Below are 17,721 nucleotides of genomic sequence, written 5' to 3' on the forward strand. Positions count from 1 at the left end.
CCTTCGGACATGTCCTCCCAGACATCCGCATCCGGCACGCCGCTGACCGCCGGAGGCACGGATCGGCCCTCGTCCGCGACATTCCACCCGTCCCCCGCGGCTGCGCCTTCGGACATGTCCTCCCAGACATCCGCATCCGGCACGCTGCTGACCGCCGGAGGCACGGATCGGTCCTCGCCCGCGACCTCCGACCCGTCCCCCGCGGATGCGCCTCCGGGCATGTCCTCCCGGACATCCGCCTCCGGCACGCCGCTGACCGCGACATCCGACCCGTCCCCCGCGGATGCGCCTCCGGACATGTCCTCGGGGACATCCTCATCCGGCGTCCCGCCCCCCGCCGACGTCGGCTCAGCTGACTCGCTCGGCAACCTCTCGCCCCGGCTCGCGCTGCTCGGGGTGCTCGCGCTGATCGCCCTCGTCCACCTGCCGCTGCTCGGCTTCCAGTTCGTCTACGACGACGGCTGGACCCTCGTCGCCAACGGCTTCCTCCGCGTGCCGACCGACCTCGGCCTGCTGTTCTCGCCCGAGGCGGTCGCGCGCCACGTCCCCGACGCCTTCCGGCCCGGCCTCGTCGTGTTCGACCTGCTCGGCTACCAGCTGCTCGGCCTGTCGTCCGGCCTGCACCACGCCCTGTCGATCGGCCTCCACCTGGCCGTCTGCGCCGTGCTCGTCCGCTGGCTGCGGGTCCTGGGCGCTCCTTTCGATCTGGCCCTCGGGACAGCCGCGCTGTTCGGCCTGCTGGCGATCCACGCCGAGGCGGTGGCCGTCGTCTCCTACCGCGAGGACCTGCTGGCCGCCCTGCTCGGCCTCGCCGCCGCCCTCGCCGCCTCGCGCGGCCGCCTCGCCGCCGCCGCCCTCCTGTCTCTCGGGGCATGTTCCATGAAGCTCAGCGCCGGCGCGATCCCGGCGCTGTGGCTGCTCGCCGAGGGCCTCTCCCCGTGGCGCCCGCGCCCGCCGGTCGCCCACCTGGTCCGCGGCGCCCTCGCCCTCGGCCTCGGCGTCGCCGCCGTCCTCGCCTACACCTTCGCCCTCTACGGCGCGCTCGACCCCTACGGCGCCGACAACCTGCGCGTCCACAGCCACCGCGTCGGCCTCGCCCCCGTGCTCGCCGCCTCGTTGCCGATCCACCTCGGCTACCTGCAGCAGATGCTGGTCCCGCTCGGCCTCTCGCCCGAGTACACCGACCACGCCGCCCGCCTCCGCGACCCCGCCGTCCTGCTCGCCGGCGCCGCCCTGCTCGCCCTGGCCGGCTACGGCCTCGCCTGCGCCCGCCGGCGCCCCCTCGTCGCCCTGGCGATCCTCGGCGCCTTCGCCCTCGCCCTGCCGACCAGCAACCTGTTCCCGATGCCCAACATGCGGGCCGACCGCTTCATGTACCTGCCGAGCGTCCCGGTGTGCCTCGGCCTGGTCGCGCTCCTGCTGGCCGCAGGGAAATGGCTCTCGAGACATGTCTCCGAGGACATGAAGCTCGTCGCCCAGGTCGCCCCGCTGGCCGCCGTCGTGGTCGTCCAGGGCTCGGTGCGCGTGGCCACGGCCGCGGTCTACCGCGACAACTCGCACCTGTGGGCGGTGGCCCGCGAGCGCGCCCCCGACTCGGCCCGCGCCCACGCAGTGCTCGGCGAGCTGGTGGTCCGCAACGTCCCGGCCGACGCGCCGCGCGAGGACAAGGCCCTCGCGTTCGCCCGCGCCGAGGCCCACTGCCGCAACGCCGAGCGCCACGACCCGCGCTACGAGCTGCCGCAGCTGTGCTTCGCCCGCCTGGCCGCGGCCCGCGAGGACTGGTCCGCCGCCTATCGCCGCTATCAGGCCGCCCTGGCCGTCAGCCCCGACCGCAACGCGGGGATCTTCGCCGGCCTCGCCGAGGTGAGCCTCGACCTGCCGGCGACGTCCGAGACGACGCGCACGGACCTGGCGCGCCGTCACCTCGCCGAGGGCCTGGCGAGCTACCCGTACAGCCCGGAGCTGCACGCGACGGCCGGGCGGATCTTCCATCGCCTGGCGGACCCGGAGCAGGCCCAGGTCCACTACCGCCGCTCCCTCGACCTCGCCCCCGAGCGGCCCGAGGCCCTGCTCGCGAACGTCGAGCTCCTCCTCGACCTCGGACGTCCGGCCGACGCCACGGAGCTCCTGGTCCGCGAAAAAACCGCCTGGCTCGCCGCCGATCCCGGCGATCGGACCGCGCTTGTCGCGCGGCACCGCGACGCCTTGCGGCTGTTCGAACCTTCCACGATACTCTCAGCCGACCCTGTCGGAGTCTTCGCCCATGAGCCGTAAGTTCTTCTCCTTCCTGCTCCTCACGGCCCTCATGATCGCCGCCGGCAGCATGGCCTGTCTGCAGACCGTCGAAGAGTTCGACAAGCAAGACGAGACCGACGGCGCCACCTAGCCGCTCCGCCCCTCGTCACGAGTAAACCTGGCGCTCGGGTCAGGTCGCCTCCGCGACCTCCCGAGCGTCGAGTTTTTAAAAGAGGGCCCGCGACGCCGCGACTTGCGCGGCGGCTCGGAGGGCGCCGCTCGCGGCCCAGGACTCTCGCTCGCGTGTCGGGATGAGACTCACGCGCCCGAGGCGTCGCCCGGCTCCGGAGGCCGGACCCGACCGGGCTGAGCCGCACGCCGAGGGTGCAGCGGATAGCAGCAGGTCAGGCAGGTCCCGTCGTCGGGGGCGATCGCCGCAGGCGCCTCGGGATCGCGGCCGGTGCCGCGGCAGACAGGACAGGGGATGAGGATGGGTGACGCGACGGTGCGCCCCCCTGGAGGCTACGTGGGCGGCTTGCGGCCGCTTGAAGCACGTGGGGCGCTCCTGCGGACCCAAGCACGAGGCCGGGGGTCCGCCCTCTGGCGAAGCTCCCCGGCCCGGCAGGTCACCCGCTCTGCTCACCACCCGTGCGCTGCGAACAGCCCGGGGCCCTGGACCGGGACCACCTCGCGGCGCTGCTCGTCACGGTGGCAGTGGGCCGCGCAGCCGCAGGCGTCGAGGCGCATCCCGTGGCGCTCGGCCAGACCGCGGAGGCCCTCGACCAGCGCTCCAGTCGCCTGGGCGGTCAGGCGCCAGCCGGTGCTGGTGGGCGCGGCGTCGCGGCTCTTGGCGGCCGGCGGCACCCCGTAGCGGCGCAGCACCGAGGTCATCGTGTCGGCGTCGAGCACCGCGGACAGCGCCTGGATCCGCGCGGGGGTCAGGCGGCCGGGCACGAAGTGCAGGTCGCGCAGCTCGGCCGCGGCGATGTGGCGGAGCAGCGGCTCGAAGTCGGGCCCCAGCGGGCGGTCGTGCAGGCCCGCGAGCAGCGGCCCAAGGTGGACCGAGACCGGCACCCCGAGGCGGCGCAGGTACTGCGCCTGGAGCAACAGGGCCGGCGCAGCCTCCGCCTCGGCGCCGAGGAGGGCTCGCTGGATCTCCACCTTCTGGTGCGCGATCTCGAACGCCACCGACGCCTGGCAATCCTTGGCCCGCAGGACCAGGGAGCGGGCCAGGGTGGCCGGGCTGCGGAGGATCACCCGGCGGCCGTGGGCCGTCAGCCAGCGCAGGGCCGGCTCGGCCCAGCTGGCGTCCTCCCGCCGGGCCAGTCGCAGGGTCACCACCGTGACGCGCTCGCCCCGCGCCTCGAACTCGCCGAGCAGGCCGGCCAGGGCCAGCTCCGGCGAGGCCGAGGGCACCGGGGCGCCGGCGCGGCTGCCCAGGATCACATGCAGGCCGGTGCAGGACGACAGGACTTGCAGGGTGGTGAATCCGGAACTCATGGTCAGCTTGCTCGCTTGTTCAGTAAAGTGCGCCTGGCGAGCAGTGGGGTCAATGCAGCGCGTGATCTGGTTCAGATCAAGCGCGCGGGCAGGCAAGACCCATTCCCACGATTTTCACAATAATATGGGCAATTATCCGCGCGCTTACGCTCAGAGGGCGTTTCCGGACATCCCCGGCTGTGTCCCCTCCTCGTGCCCGACGTCGTCACTTCCGGCGTCGCCCGGAAGCGTCGCCCGAGCGGTCCCGCCCGCTCCAGTCGAGCCGCCGAGCCTGCTTCACGGCTGCGCCGAGATCGGCGGGACCTCGAGCTCAGGGTCCGCGCCCACCCTCGGGCTGCCGAGGCAGTGCCGTCCTGCGGCACGCGACGCCTCGCAGCGCCCTGCGGCCGCCCGGCAACATGGTCTACATCAACAGCGCCGGCGCGCCGCTGCGCGGGACGACGCCGCCCCGAATACGGCGAGCGACGCCAACGACGCCGCCCCGATCGAGGCGACGCCCTCCGAGCGCGGCTCGAAGTGACCTGCTCGCTCCGCCTCGCGGAGCGCCGTGTCGCCGCGGTTCGTGCTCGCTCCCTGCACCGCGGGTCGGGGCGACCGCCTCCAACCTGTCCCCAAAGCCATCTCGAGGTCCGACCTCACGGAGCGAGTCGCGCGACGAACATGTCGGCTCCGCCACGGCGAAATCGACGCTCGCGCCTGGTCGCGGCGCCGATCGGCGCGCCATCACTCGTCACGGCCGGGCCGCTGCTGCAACAACCTGTCCTTCGAGGCAGGTCCTGCGATCGCCGACCCCGACCGAACGCCGGCGCGGCGGCCCGGGCGCAGCCCGCGTCCGGGTCGACCTGTCCTTTCGACCATCCGCTCTCGCGGCCGCGAGAGCGACGGAGCTTCCGCGCCCCTCGCGGCCCGGTCAGCGCGGCTTCGTGTCGTGCCCCGTCAACGAGCTGCTGGTGCGCTCGAGCGCGTAGGCGATCCCGTTCTGCAGCGTCCCTTGCGTCACGATCCCGCCGAAGTCGATCTGCAGGCTGATGAGCGCCTGCGCCACGTTGGGGCGGATGCCCGTGAGGACGGCCAGGACGCCGAGCAGCCGGAGCGCGGACGCGGTGCGGAGGAGCGTGCTCGCCACGTCGGTGTCGACGATGTTCACGCCGGTGATGTCGATGATGACGACCTCGGCGCGGTTCGCCTGCGCGCCCTGCAGCGCCGTCGCCAGCACCTCCTGCGCCCGCTTCGAGTCCATCGTCCCGATCAGCGGCATCACCATGACGCGGTCCGTGATCGGGATGAACGGCGTGGAGAGCTCCGCCAGCCGCTCGTTCTGCACGCGGATGATCTCCTCCTGGAGGGCCACGCGTGCCTGCTCGCTGCGTTCGCGCTCGGTGAACTCGACCCGGAGCTGCTCCTCGGTCCGGTAGAGCGCCTCGGTCCGCTCCTGCACGTGCTTGTACAGCAGGGCGTTCTCGACCGCGATCGCCGCCTGGGTCAGGAACAGCTTCAACAGCTCCGTCTGGGCCTCCGAGAACGCGTTCTTGGCGATGCTGTTCTCGAGGTAGAGCATCCCCGTCGCGCGCCCCTGGTGCGTCATCGACAGGCACAGGATCGACTTCGGTTGGTTCGCCGCGACGTACGGGTCGGCGGCGAAGCGCGGCTCCTGCGAGACGTCGCCCGAGATCACCGCGTCGCCCGTGCGGGCCACGTACTGCACCACGCTGCGCGGGATGTCCGAGCTCGTCTCGATCGGCACGCCCGGGTTCGCCGCGCCGGCCCCGTCCACCGACCGCGACGCCTGGACGATCAGTCGCCGCTCGCGCTCGAGGATCAGCACGCCCTTCTGGGCGCCGGCGCTCTTGATGACCACGTCCATCAGGCGGTCGACGACCTTCTCGAGCACCACCTCACCGGCGATCACCTGCGCCGAGCGGATGACCGCCTCGACGTTGAGGAAGCTGGCGTTCAGCTTGGTCGTCGACGACGGCCGGCGCCGCGGGGACGGCGACGACGAGCGGACGTCGCGGGCCCCCGGGAGCGTCACGCCCTGCGTGATGAGCTCCGGGAAGCGGGCCATCAGGTCCTCCATCTTGGCCGTCGCGCCCCAGTACAGGTAGCCGTGGTACGCGTCCGTCATGTACGCGCGGGCGATGCGGGTGCGGCCCTTGCCGAGGTAGAACCGCGCGCAGACCTCGCTCGCCATCGCCGCGTCGCGCCAGAACCCGTTCTCCTTGGCCAGGTCGATCGCCTGGTCGTACAGCGTGGCGGCCTCGTCCTCGCGGCCGCGCACCCGCGCCACCTCGGCCTTCACGAGCGTGTGCTTGTGGCCGTAATTCGCGACGCACAGCTCGGCCCAGCGGCCCAGCTCCGTCTGGCGCTGGGCGATGATCTCGAGGTATCGCTCCTTCTGCTCCGGCGGGCTCGTGTCGCACAGCGCCGCGTACGTCAGGCAGGCGTAGAACGTCACGTCCGTGGTGAAGAAGTGGCTCGACCAGCCGGCGATGACCTTCTCCAGCGGCTCGAGCAGCGTCAGAGCCCCGGCGAAGTCGCCGTAGAGGTAGCAGAGCTGCTGCTTCAGCGTGTAGTACCAGCCGACGACGGTGCTGAGCTTGTTCTCCTCGCCGGTGCGCAGGAACGCCGCCTCGTCGAAGCCCTCGCTGTCCCACGAGTTCCAGCCCGCCGTCAGCCCCTTCAGGGTCGCGATCACCTGCTTCGCGCCCTTCAGGATCAGCGTCGTCATCCGCTCGTTGGTCCGCTCCATCAGCTTGAGGTTTTGATCGATCTCCTCCTCGAGCTCCTCGAGCTCGTCGCCGCGGGCGAGCTTGGTCGAGATCAGATGGATGCAGGAGTACGACGCGAACGCCAGGTCTCCCGACTCGAAGCCGACCTGCCGGACGCGCTCGAGCGCCTTGAGCACCGCCGCCAGCGGCTCGAAGAAGTGGAGCAGCGCCGCGTGCATCGCCAGCAGCCTGCAGGTCAGGCGCGCGTCCTTCCGCCGCTCGTTGAGCTCCGTCGACAGCTTCGAGAACTCGTACGCCTCGCGGTAGCGGTCCGGCGTGCCGCCGTAATTGGGGATGCCGCCGAGGCAGAGCACCGCGTGCAGGCCGTAGCCGAACGCCGAGCCGAACGCGTTGCCGTGCTCGATCGAATAGTTGACCAGCTTGGCGACCAGCAGCGGCCCCAGCGACGGGTCGACGGCGATGGCGACCGACGCGAGGTCGGCGAGGATCGTGATCACCGCCTGCTTCGCCGGGTCGGTGACGGCCGGCAGGTCGACGAGCTCGCTGATCGTGCGGGTCTGCAGGGTCGCCTGGAGGGCGCGGGTCTCGCCCACGAGCATCGCCGCGCGCTGCTCGGCGCTCTCGGGGATCTCCACGCCCAGCAGGGAGACCGCGGTGAGGCCGGACTTGACGGCCTCCATCAGCTTGCCGAACGCCATGTAGAACGTCAGGCAGGACCCGTGGACGCGCGCGCGGTCGACGTCGTCGCGCGCGTGGGCGAGGGCGGCCTTGAGCAGCCGTTCTGCCGCGGTGAAGTCGCCGCTGAGGTACTTGGCGGCGGCGAGCTCCGTGTGAATGGCGAGCGTGAGCGCGTACTCGTCGGTCCAGGAGCGCTCCTCGAGCAGCGACAGGCCGGACTCGAGGTAGCGGGCCGCGGCGTCGTAAGCGGCGCCCTCGGCCGCCCTCCGCCCGGCGTCGAGGTCCAGGCGCGCGACCGCCAGGCGCTCCGCCGGGTCGGTGATCAGGCTGGCGCCGCGGCTCATGTGCCCGGCGATCTCGAACAGCTCGCCGTCGCCGTCGTCGCGGCGGCCGTTGGCCAGCATGAGCCGGCCGATCACGAGGTGCTGCGCCTGCCGCTGCGGCTCCGGGACGATCGAATAGGCGGCCTGCTGGACGCGGTCGTGCAGGAAGCGATACGTCGCGTTGACCGCCGCGATGAGCTCCTCCTCGACGCTCTGCTGGCCCTCCTGGGCCGACACCTCGAAGAACCGCGAGTCGGCGTCGGTCGGCACCACGAGGCCCGCGCGCAGCGCCTCCCACAGCTCGGCCGCGACCTCGCGGCGCGACTTGCCGGCGACCAGGGACAGCGTGTGGAGGTCGAAGGTGTGGCCGATGCACGCGGCGAGCGTGAGGACCTTCTGGGCGCCGACGGGGAGCTGCTGGATCTTCTCCGCCATGAAGTCGATGACGTTGTCCGTCACCTTCGTCCGCTGGATGCCGGCCATGTCCCACGCCCAGGCGCGGGAGTTGAGGTCGAAGTACAGCAGCTTCTTCTGGTGCAGCGTCTTCAGGAACTGGCCGATGAAGAACGGGTTGCCCTGGGTCGTCGCGAACACCAGCGCGGCGAGCGGCTCGGAGCGCTCGCGCGGGCAGCCGAGCGTGTCGGCGATCAGCTGGCTCACCGTCGGTCGGGCCAGCGGCTCGAGGGTAATTTCGCTGACGTTGGCCTGCGCCTTGCGGATCTCCGCCAGCGTCATCGCGAACAGGTGGGTCGCGTCGACCTCGTTGTCGCGGTAGGCCCCGAGCACGAGCATGTGGCTCAGGTCGGACTCGGTCAGCAGCGCCTGGAGCAGCCGCAACGAGGCCGGGTCGGCCCACTGGAGGTCGTCGAGGAACAGCGCGAGCGGGCGCTGCTGGCTGGGGAACGCGCGGCAGAAGTTCTTGAACGTCAGGTTGAAGCGGTTCTGCGCCTCGGTCGGGCCGAGCGCCTGGACCGGCTCTTGTTGGCCGATGACGAGCTCGAGCTCGGGGATGAAGTCGACGAGGAGCTGGCCGTTCGCGCCGACGGCGTCCTTGAGCCGGCCGCGCCAGGCCGCGAGCGACTCCGGCGGCTCGGTGAGGATCGTGCGGATGAGCTCGCGGAAGACGTGGGCGACGGCCGCGTACGGCGTGGCGCGATTGAGGTGGTCGAACTTCCCCGCGACGAAGTACCCGTTGCTCTGGGCGATCGTCTGGTGGATCTCGTTGACGAGGGCGGTCTTGCCGATGCCCGAATAGCCCGACACGAGCAGGAGCTCGATCGGGCCCTCGGAGGCGCGCTTCCACACCTCGCGGATGACCGCGAGCTCCGCCTCGCGCCCGTAGAGCTTCTGCGGGATCCGCAGCTTGTCGACGAAGTCGTGGCGACCGAGCGGGAACGAGTCGATCGTGGCCTTCGTCGCCAGCCGCTCGAGGCACTCCACGAGGTCCGCGCGGAGGCCGTGCGCGGTCTGATAGCGGTCGTCCGGGCTCTTGGCCAGGAGCCGCGTGATGATGTCCGAGAGGACCTTCGGCGTGCCGCGCTTGACCTCGTGCGGGGGCTTCGGCAGCCGAGCAATGTGGCTGTGCACGAGGTCCATGAAATCGGTCGTGTCGAATGGCAGCACCCCGGTCGTCATCTCGTAGAGCGAGACGCCCAGCGAGTAGAGGTCCGTCCGGGAGTCGATCGAGTAGCTGACGCGGCCGGTCTGCTCGGGCGAGACATAGGCCAGAGTGCCCTCGAGCGCGGCCGGGCTCGTCACCTTCTGCGCCTCCTGCGACAGGCGCGTGGCGCTGCCGAAGTCGGTGATCTTGGCCTCGAGCGTGGCCATGTCGACGATGATGTTGTGCGGCTTGACATCCATGTGGATGACGCCGCTCTGGTGCAGGGACTCGAGCGTGCCCGCGATCGAGACGGCGAGCGTGAGCGTCTCCTTGGTCGTCAGCTCGCGCTGGCCGATGACCTCGCTCAGCGCGAGGCCGCCGCGGGACTCGACGATGAGCGCGAGGTTGTTGCCGATCGTCTCGAGGCCGTACACCTTGGCGACGCCGGGCAGGTTCAGGCCCCGCGTCACCGCGTATTCGTATTTGATCTTCGCAATCTCGGCCGCGGTCGGCAGCGCGCTCTTCAGGCGCTTGACGATGACAGCGAGCTTGTCGTGGTTCCGGTAGCCCCGGTAGACGACCGTCGAGGCGGACTCGTGGATGGCCTCGGTGAGCGTGTATTCCGTCGTGCTGGTCATGATGGGGTCGCCTGCTCCGCTCCGACTCGCTCGAAAGCCCGTGAGGGACGTGTGAACGCTGTCACCCCGCCCCCCTCGTGTTCTCGCCCGGCGAGACGCTGTTCCTTCGCGGCGGACGGCGAGCGCGGTTTCGCCTGTCCGCGGGCACTCAGGCACTAGGAAGCACACGGGCGGAGGCCGTGTCAACGGCCTCGACCCAGCGCGACCGTGACGACGCACCTTGCCCACATGAGGCTCGATGTAGCCGTGGCCGCCCGCGCGCCGCCCCCACGCCCGGCCGCGGATGCAGTCGAGACACGAGCGCAGAATGACATCAGGCCCGCCCGGGCACTACCCACTATGTTTTTTCACCGTTTTACCGTCGGTTCTCCCGATGCTAGACTGCCTCGAACGGAGCTTCCCCCGTTATTTCTCTCAATTTCGCGCGCGCACCGTGGTTCGCCGATGGTGGCGGTGTCGGGCGCGCTGGTCATGACGATCGGGTCAATGGGGGTTTATGATGGATGATTCGATCTGTGCGCCTCTCTCCACGGAGCAGGCGAGAATGTGGGTGCTGGCTCGATTCCATGGCGCGCTGCCAGCTTTTCACGAGCGCGGCGCGGTGTGGCTGGACGGCGAGGTCGACGCTGCGCAGATTCGCCGGGCGCTCGGTTCCATCGTCGCGCGTCACGAGGCGCTGAGGACCACGATCACCGAGGTATGCGGACAGCCGGCGCAGATCGTCCGACCGCCGACGGAGCCCGCGCTCCGGGTCGTACATCTCGATTCGGACGGCCACAAGGCCTCGGACGGGGACGCGCTCGCGGTCGCCGCGGAAGAGGCCTGCATTCCGTTCGATCTCGAGCAGGGTCCGCTGTTTCGCGTGACCCTGCTCCGCCTGCACGAGCGACGGCACCTCCTCGTCCTCGTCATGCATCATATCGCCTCCGACGGAGATGCCAGCATCGAGCTGTTCTTCGCCGAGTTGTTCGCGGCCTACCACGGCGATCGTCCGTCTCCGCTACCCCTGCAATATCAAGACTACGCGCGCTCGCAGGTCGACCACGACCCCGAAGTGCTCGCCCGCCAGCTCGCCTATTGGCGGGCCGAGCTCTCCGACGCCCCGGTCTCCATCGCATTGCCCGTCGATCGACCGCGGTCCGCCGCGCAGACCTTCGCCGGCGCCCACGAGGAGCGCCGGCTCGAGCCCGGCCTCACCGCGGCGCTCCGCGTCTTCGCCGGCGAGCTGGGCGTCGACCTGTATTCGCTCCTGCTCGCCGCGCTCGAGAGCGTCCTCCACCGGCACAGCCATCAAGACGATATCCTCGTCGGCGCCCCGCTCGCGGGCCGGGCTCACCCGGACCTGCGAGGAATCATCGGCTACTTCGGCAATCCGGTGGTGTTCCGGGGGCGGTTCGCCGGAGATCCGTCATTCCGCGAGTTCGCGCAGGGGCTCCACCGCGCGGTACAGGGGGCGCGCGAGAACGGCGAGGTGTCGTTCCAGGCGGTGGTGGAGACGCTGGCGCCGCCGCGAGACCCGAGCCGGACTCCCCTCTTTCAGGTGCTCTTTCACCTGCGTCCGCCGCCGCGCGCGCCACGACAGGGCTCGTCCTTCGTGATGACGCCGGTCGACGTCGACCTGCCCCACGTCGCGTACGACCTCATCGTGACCGTCCAGGAGGTCGCCGGCGGCCTGACGACGCGGGCGGAATACAACCGGGACCTGTTCGACCCGGCCACCGTCGCGCGGCTGCTCGGACACTGGGAGGTGCTGCTCCGCGGCGCCGCCCAGGACCCCGACGCACGGGTGTCGCGGCTGCCGCTGATGACCGCGGACGAGCGCCGCAGCGTCCTCGCCGGGCTCGACATGTCTGTGCCTTCGCGCGGCGCAGACCGCCTCCACGTGCGGTTCGAGGCGCACGCGCGGCGGGCTCCGGACGCGCCGGCGTTGTGCTTCGACGCGACGATGACGTACGGCGAGCTCGATCGCCGGAGCAACCAGGTCGCTCACCTCCTGCGGAAGTTCGCGGTCGGGCCCGACGTGCTCGTCGGCGTGTGCATGGATCGCTCGTGCGACATGCTCGTGGCCATGCTCGGGATCCTCAAGGCGGGCGGCGCCTACGTGCCGTTCGACCCGGCGCACCCGGCCCAGCGCCTCGAATTCATGCTCGCGGACTCCGAGGTCGCGGTCCTCCTCAGCAAGGATCGTTACACGACCTGGGTGCCCGCCGATCGCACCAAGGTCGTGCGGTTCGACGCCGAGCGTGCGCTCCTCGACGCGGAGCCGGTGCACGCGGTCGAGCCGCTGGCGGGTGAAGGCCCGGAGAACCTCGCGTATGTGATGTACACGTCCGGGTCGACCGGGAAGCCCAAAGGCGCGGGCGTTCAGCACCGCTGCGTGCTCAACCTGGTCGTCGACACCGATTACATGCAGGTCGAGCCGGACGACCACGTGGCCCAGACGGCCAACGCCTCGTTCGACGCCGCGACCATGGAGATCTGGGGCGCCCTCATGCACGGCGCGGAGCTCGTCGGCATCACCCGCGACGTCGCCCTGTCGCCGGAGACGCTCGCGCGGAAGATCGCGGCCCACCCGATCACCGTGATGGTCCTGACGCCCGCCCTGTTCGCCCAGGTCGCGCGCGAGCTCCCGGGCGCGTTCGCCCCGCTGAAGACGCTGGTGTGCGGCGGCGATGCGCTCGAGCCCGAGGCCGTGCGCATGGTGCTCGAGGCCGGCCCGCCGCAGAACCTCGTCAACGGCTACGGGCCGACCGAGACGACCACCTGCGCGACGTGGTTCCGCGTCGAGCAGCCGCCGCCGCCGGGTGCTTCGATCCCGATCGGCCGACCGGTCGCGCGCGCGACCGCCTACATCCTCGACCGCCACCAGCAGCCCGCGCCGATCGGCGTCAGCGGCGAGATCTGGATCGGCGGCGAGGGCGTCGGGCGCGGCTATTTTCGCCGGCCCGCGCTCACTGCGGAGCGGTTCCTGTGCGATCCGTTCGCGGCCAGGCCGGGGGCCACGATGTACCGGACCGGCGACCTCGGGCGCGTGCGCGAGGACGGGACGATCGAGTTCCTCGGGCGCATCGATCACCAGCTGAAGATCCGCGGGTTTCGCATCGAGCTCGGCGAGATCGAGGCCGCGATCGCGGAGCAGGCCGGCGTGCGACAGGCAGCGGTGATCGCCCCGGTGATCGGCGGCGAGCGGCAGGTGCTCGCCTACGTGGCGACGAATCGCGGGGACAACCTCCGCGGGACGGACGACGCCTTCGTCCGCGGCCTGCGGCGCGCTCTGGCCCTGCGGCTGCCGGATTACATGATCCCCGCGGCCTTCTACCTGCTCGAGGCCCTCCCGCTCACGCCGAACGGGAAGCTCGACCGCAAGGCCCTGCCGGCGCCCGACGAGTCGCGACCCTCCACCGGCCGCGAACACGTGGCGCCGCGCTCCGAGCTCGAGGAGCTCCTGGCCGGCGTCTGGAAGGAGCTCCTGGCGCTGCCGCGCGTCGGCGTGCACGACAACTTCTTCGAGCTCGGCGGCCACTCGCTCCACGCGGTCCAGCTGTTCTCTCGCCTCCGCGCGGTGCTCTCGGTCGAGGTCCGCTTCCAGGAGTTCTTCAACGCCGCGACCGTCGCCGAGCTCGCGGCGTTGGTGCGGAGGGAGCGGCGCGCCCCGGGCACCGAGCAGGCGATCGCCGGCGCCCCGCGAGGCGAGCCGCTGCCGCTGTCGTTCGGACAGGAGCGGCTGTGGTTCCTGAAGCGGCTCGCGCCGGGCAGCCGGGCGTACAATTGCATGTACCCCTATCGCTTCACCGGCGCCCTGAACGTGCCGGCGCTCGACCGCAGCCTGCGCGCGCTGGTCGAGCGGCACGAGATCCTGCGGACGACGTACGCGGAGATCGAGGGACGGCCGGTCCAGATCGTTCACGAGCGCGGGGCCTACCGCCTCGACGTCGTCGACCTCCGCCATCTGCCCGCCGAAGCGCGGGAGGCCGAGGTGCGCGAGCGCCTCGAGGCGGAGGGTCAGCAGCTGTTCGACCTCGAGCGCGGCCCGCTCTTCCGCGCAGGATTGTTGCGACTCGCGGAGGATCAGCACGTCCTCTGGTTGCACTTTCATCATTTGACGATGGACGGCTGGTCGACCGAGCTCGCGTTCCGCGAGATCTCGGCGCTCTACGCCAACTTCTGCGAGGACGCCGCGCCGCCGCTCGCGGAGCTCCCGCTGCAGTACGCCGACTTCGCGGTCTGGCAGCGCACGCACCTGTCCGAGGAGTCGACCGCGGCGCTGCTCCGCTACTGGAAGGGAGCCCTGCGCGGCGCGCCGCTCGTCCTCGATCTGCCCGGCGACCGCCCGCGGCCGCCCGTCCAGAGCTTCGACGGCGCCGCGGTCCACTTCGCGCTGTCCGCCGCGCACACCCAGGCCCTGCGGGCCCTGAGCGTCCGCCACGGCACGACTCTGACCATGGTCCTCCTCGCGGCCTTCGCGGTGCTGCTGCACCGCTACACGCGCGCCGAGGACCTCCTGATCGGGATGCCGAGCGCCAACCGCGATCGCGTGGAGCTCGAGGGCATCATGGGGTTCTTCGTCAACACCCTGCCGATGCGCGTCGATCTGTCGGGCGACCCGACGTTCTTCGAGCTGCTGTCGCGGGTGCGGAGGACCTGCCTCGAGGCGTACGACCACGACGCGCTGCCGTTCGAGCGCCTGGTCCACGAGCTCCGGCTCGCGCGCGACGTGAGCCGCAACCCGCTGGTCCAGGTCGCGTACGCCCCGCAGCCGCCCGCGGGCCGCGATCTGCAGCTCCCGGGCCTTTACCGCGAGCACTGGGTGATCGACGCCAAGAAGTCGATCTTCGACCTCTCGTTCTATTCGTGGGAGAGCGCCGGCGGCGTGGCCTGCATCTTCGAGTACAGCGCCGATCGATTCGAGCGGGCGACGATCGAGCGGATGATCGCGCACCTGCAGCGGCTCGTCGCCGCCGTCGCCGCCGAGCCGGAGCGTCCCCTGTCGGCGCTGTCGATGCTCGCGGACGCCGAGCAGCAGACGCTGAGGAAGTGGAGCCGCGGCCGCGACGGCGAGCGGCCCTCCTCGACCGTCCTCGATCGCTTCGAGCAGCAGGCTCGATCGGCAGCGGACGCCCTCGCGGTCGTGTCCGATCGCGGGTCGCTGACCTACGGCGCGCTCGATCGCCGCGCCAACCAGCTCGCGCACCTGCTGCGTGGCCTCGGCGTCGGCGCGGGCGCGCTGGTGGGCGTGTGCGCCGGCCGATCGCTCGAGCTCGTGGTCGCGCTCGTCGCCGTCCTCAAGGCCTCCGCGGCGTACGTCCCGTTCGACCCGGAGGGCTCGGCGGAGCGGCTCGCGGGCATGCTGGCGAGCGCGGGCACGACGGTGCTGATCGCCGGGCCGGGCGCCGCCGAGGAGCTGCCCGGATACGCCGGTCACGTGGTCCGGCTCGACGACGCCGGGTCGGTGCTGTCGACGTGGAGCGAGACGTGCCCGCCGCGCCGCGCCGACCTCGACGCCCTCGCGTACGTCATCTACACCTCGGGCTCGACCGGCCGGCCCAAGGGCGTGCTCGTCGAGCACCGCGGCCTGGCCAACCTCGTCGCCTGGCACGAGCGCCGGTTCGCGGTCACGAGCGCCGACCGGGCGACGCTCGTCGCCAGCCCCGGCTTCGACGCGTCGGTGTGGGAGCTCTGGCCGTACCTGGCCGTCGGAGCGAGCCTGTTCGTCCCGGAGGCGTCGCTCCGCCTGTCGCCGGCGGAGATGCGAGACTGGCTGGTGCAGCGCGAGATCACCGTCTCGTTCCAGCCGACGGCGATCGCCGAGGAGCTGCTCCGCCTCGAGTGGCCGGCACGCTGCGCGCTGCGGTTCCTGCTGACCGGAGGCGACAGGCTGCGCGTCCGGCCCGGCCTCGCGCTGCCGTTCGCCGTGGTGAACAACTACGGCCCGACCGAGGCGAGCGTCGTCACCACGTCGTGCCCGGTCGAGCCTGACCGCGACGTCACGCGCGAGCCGGCGATCGGTGGCCCGATCGACGGCATGGTCGTCCACGTCCTCGACGCGCGCGGCCAGCGAGCGCCGGCGGGCGTCCCGGGCGAGCTCTTCATCGGCGGCCTCGGCCTCGCGCGCGGCTACCTCGGCCACCCGGGGCTGACCGCGGAGAAGTTCGTCCCGGACCCGTTCTCGGACGAGCCGGGCGCGCGGCTCTACCGCAGCGGAGACCTCGTGCGCTGGCTGCCGGACGGCCACCTCGAGTTCCTCGGCCGGATCGACGAGCAGGTGAAGATCCGCGGCTTCCGCATCGAGCCGGGGGAGATCGCGGCGGCCCTGCGCGAACACCCGGCGGTGCACGACGCGGTGGTGCTCGCCCTCGCCGACGAGCACGACGCGAAGCGACTCGTCGCCTACTTCACGCGCGCCGACGTCGGCGACGCGTCCTCGAACAATTCACTCGCCTCGCAGCAGGGCGAACACGTGTCGAGCTGGCGCGCGCTGTACGAGGAGACCTACGAGGCTCGCCAGCCCGACGGCGATCCGCGGTTCAACATCGTCGGCTGGAACAGCAGCTACACCGGCGCGCCGATCGAGGCCGAGGCGATGCGAGCCTGGCGCGACCGCACTGTCGAGCGGATCCTGAGCTTCTCGCCGCGGCGCGCGTGGGAGATCGGCTGCGGCACGGGCCTCCTGCTCCTCCAGGTCGCGCCCTCCTGCGCGACGTACCTCGGCACCGACTTCTCGGAGCACGCGCTCGCGGCGATCCGCCCGCAGCTCGCGGACGGCCTCGCGCACGTGAACTTGCAGCGACGCGAGGCCGCCGACTTCGCCGCGATCGAGCCGGGCTCGCTCGACACGATCATCCTCAACTCGATCGCGCAGTACTTCCCGGGCGAGGACTACCTCCGCTCCGTCTTGACGGGCGCGGTCCGCTCGGTCGCCGACGCCGGCGTCGTGTTCGTCGGCGACGTGCGCAGCCTGCCCCTGCTCGCGGCCTTTCACACCTCGGTGCAGCTGGCGAAGGCCGCCCCGGACACGCCGCTCGCCGAGCTCCGGGAGCGCGTCCAGCGAGCCGTGCTCCGCGAGGAGGAACTCACTGTCTCGCCCGAGTACTTCCACGCCCTGGGCGAGGAGCTCCCGCGCATCGCCCACGTCGAGGTCTGGCTCAAGCGCGGCCGCGGGACGGACGAGATGACGCGCTACCGCTACGACGCGGTGCTGCACGTCGGCGAGGCGCCGGCGCCGGTCGAGGCGGGGCGCACCCTCGCGTGGGCCGACGTCCAGAATTTGGAGGCGCTCGCGCACGAGCTCCGCGGCGCGCGCGGAGCGACGATCGAGCTCCTCGGCGTCCCGAACGAGCGCGTCCTCGCCGACGTGCGCGCGTCCGAGGCGCTGCGTCAGCCGGGCTGGGCCGAGGTGACGAGCGCGGAGCTGATCGCGCGGAGCGTCGCTACGGCGATCGAGCCCGAGGCGTTGTGGGAGCTCGGCGAACAGCTCGGCCACGCAGTGCGCGTCACCTGGTCGCGGGAGCGCGGCCCCGGCTTCATGGACGCGCTGTTCGAGCCGGCCCGCGACGTGAAGCGACCGCGAGCCTGGGCGCGTGCGCGACACGTCGCTCGCCGGGCCGCGGCGTCGCTCGTCAACAACCCGCTGCGCGAGCGGCAGGCCTTCGCCCTGGTCGCGCGGCTGCGCGAGCACCTCGCGGCCAAGCTCCCCGACTACATGGTCCCCGCGGCGTTCGTCGAGCTCGAGGCGCTGCCGCGCAACGCGAGCGGCAAGCTCGACCGCCACGCCCTGCCCGCGCCGGAGCGCACCCGTCCAACGCAGGCGACCGAGCAGGCCGTCGCCGACGTCGAGGCGGTCCTGATCGACATCTGGCGCGGCCTGCTCCACATCGGCGAGATCGGCCTCGACGAGCCGTTCTTCGAGCTCGGCGGCCACTCTCTGCTCCTCGCCCAGGTGCGGGCGGCGATCTCGACGCGCCTCGGGCCGAGCATGCCGATCGTCGAGCTGTTTCAGTACCCGACGATCCGCAGCCTGG

The 17,721-nt window shown here is 71.6% G+C and carries 4 protein-coding genes and 1 pseudogene; 3 read left to right on the plus strand and 2 right to left on the minus strand.

Features of this window, described 5'->3' with window-relative positions; all coding sequences use genetic code 11:
• The first annotated feature begins 297 nt into the window (after positions 1 to 297).
• Together O0S08_RS44275 and O0S08_RS44280 are read left to right on the plus strand one after the other, a co-directional pair.
• Positions 298 to 2,274 carry a tetratricopeptide repeat protein gene (locus O0S08_RS44275; protein ID WP_269035556.1) on the plus strand — a complete coding sequence of 659 codons (1,977 nt, stop codon included), beginning with the start codon at positions 298 to 300 and terminating at the stop codon, positions 2,272 to 2,274.
• The gene (locus O0S08_RS44280) at positions 2,264 to 2,386 is read left to right on the plus strand and encodes a hypothetical protein (RefSeq protein WP_256254051.1); all 123 of its coding nucleotides are present in this window, start codon (positions 2,264 to 2,266) and stop codon (positions 2,384 to 2,386) included. The genes O0S08_RS44275 and O0S08_RS44280 overlap by 11 nt, the downstream gene beginning before the upstream one ends.
• A 488-nt stretch (positions 2,387 to 2,874) precedes the next feature.
• Here O0S08_RS44280 and O0S08_RS44285 read toward each other — a convergent pair whose 3' ends face one another.
• Both O0S08_RS44285 and O0S08_RS44290 read right to left on the minus strand, forming a co-directional pair.
• The gene (locus tag O0S08_RS44285; RefSeq protein ID WP_269035557.1) at positions 2,875 to 3,735 is read right to left on the minus strand and encodes a hypothetical protein; all 861 of its coding nucleotides are present in this window, start codon (positions 3,733 to 3,735) and stop codon (positions 2,875 to 2,877) included.
• Between the two features lie 910 nt (positions 3,736 to 4,645).
• Positions 4,646 to 9,703: an AAA family ATPase gene (locus O0S08_RS44290; protein ID WP_269035558.1), complete on the minus strand. Its 5,058-nt coding sequence runs from the start codon at positions 9,701 to 9,703 to the stop codon at positions 4,646 to 4,648.
• Between the two features lie 499 nt (positions 9,704 to 10,202).
• Between O0S08_RS44290 and O0S08_RS51480 the strand changes: the two are divergent.
• A pseudogene (locus O0S08_RS51480) lies at positions 10,203 to 17,720 on the plus strand (amino acid adenylation domain-containing protein); the annotation flags it as partial.
• Position 17,721: the final 1 nt, after the last annotated feature.

It is taken from the genome of Nannocystis punicea (genome assembly GCF_026965555.1).
GTDB classification, from domain to species: Bacteria; Myxococcota_A; Polyangia; order Nannocystales; family Nannocystaceae; genus Nannocystis; species Nannocystis punicea.